1 rRNA gene is annotated in these 1,675 nt (G+C 56.7%); it reads right to left on the bottom strand.

The window, feature by feature from the left end:
- Positions 1–1,675 (bottom strand): 23S ribosomal RNA (locus FHS48_RS19835); the annotation flags it as partial.

Below are 1,675 nucleotides of genomic sequence, written 5' to 3'. Positions count from 1 at the left end.
TCCGTACATAGCTACCCAGCGGTGCTCCTGGCGGAACAACTGGTACACCAGAGGTACGTCCATCCCGGTCCTCTCGTACTAAGGACAGCTCCTCTCAAGTATCCTACACCCACGGCAGATAGGGACCGAACTGTCTCACGACGTTCTAAACCCAGCTCACGTACCTCTTTAAATGGCGAACAGCCATACCCTTGGGACCTGCTCCAGCCCCAGGATGAGATGAGCCGACATCGAGGTGCCAAACACTTCCGTCGATGTGGACTCTTGGGAAGTATCAGCCTGTTATCCCCGGCGTACCTTTTATCCGTTGAGCGATGGCCCGTCCACGTGGGACCACCGGATCACTAGAACCGACTTTCGTCTCTGCTCCACTTGTCAGTGTCGCAGTCAGGCTGGCTTTTGCTCTTGCACTCGTCGAGCGATTTCCGACCGCTCTGAGCCAACCATCGCGCGCCTCCGTTACTCTTTGGGAGGCGACCGCCCCAGTCAAACTACCCGCCACGCAGGGTCCCGGTCCCGGATGACGGGACGCGGTTAGACAGCAAACATCGGAAGGGCGGTATTTCAAGGGTGGCTCCACCCGAGCTGGCGCCCGGGGTTCATAGCCTCCCGCCTATCCTACACATCTAATGCCTGATGCCACTGCGAAGCTGTAGTAAAGGTGCACGGGGTCTTTCCGTCTGACCGCGGGAACTCCGCATCTTCACGGAGAGTTCAATTTCGCTGAGTCGATGTTGGAGACAGTGGGGAAGTCGTTACGCCATTCGTGCAGGTCGGAACTTACCCGACAAGGAATTTCGCTACCTTAGGACCGTTATAGTTACGGCCGCCGTTTACCGGGGCTTCGATTCAGAGCTTGCACCCCTCCTCTTAACCTTCCGGCACCGGGCAGGCGTCAGACCCTATACGTCGTCTTGCGACTTCGCAGAGCCCTGTGTTTTTAGTAAACAGTCGCCACCCCCTGGTCTGTGCCCCTCACCCCTGGTTGCCCAAGGATGAGGCCCTCTTCTCCCGAAGTTACGAGGGTAATTTGCCTAGTTCCTTCAACATCGTTCTCTCAAGCGCCTTGGTATACTCTACCAGTCCACCTGTGTCGGTTTCGGGTACGGTCTCATGGTGGGGTTATTTCCTGGCCCTCTTTCGCTGCCCATACCAATCCGATAAGGATGGACAACTTACAGAGGGCGTCACCTCCACCTGGCCCACGAATATTAACGTGGTTCCCATCGACTACGCCTTTCGGCCTCGCCTTAGGGGCCGGCTTACCCTGCGCGGATTAGCCTTGCGCAGGAACCCTTGGACTTTCGGCGACAGTGTTTCTCACACTGTTTGTCGCTACTCATGTCAGCATTCTCACTTCTGATACCTCCAGCATGCCTCACGGCACACCTTCACAGGCCTACAGAACGCTCCGCTACCACGCACTCCTAAGGAGTGCATCCGCAGCTTCGGTGCATGGCTTTAGCCCCGGTACATCTTCGGCGCAGGACAGCTTAATTAGACCAGTGAGCTGTTACGCTTTCTTTAAAGGATGGCTGCTTCTAAGCCAACCTCCTGGTTGTTTTGGCCGTCCCACATCCTTTCCCACTTAGCCATGACTTGGGGACCTTAGCTGGCGGTCTGGGCTGTTTCCCTCTTGACCACGGACCTTAGCACCCGTGGTCTGTCTGCTGGA

The sequence above is a fragment of the Novispirillum itersonii genome, from assembly GCF_014205675.1.
Classification (GTDB): Bacteria; Pseudomonadota; Alphaproteobacteria; order Rhodospirillales; family Rhodospirillaceae; genus Novispirillum; species Novispirillum itersonii_A.
Note: the sequence above shows the minus strand (reverse complement) of the source record. Positions and strands in the feature narration are given on the sequence as shown.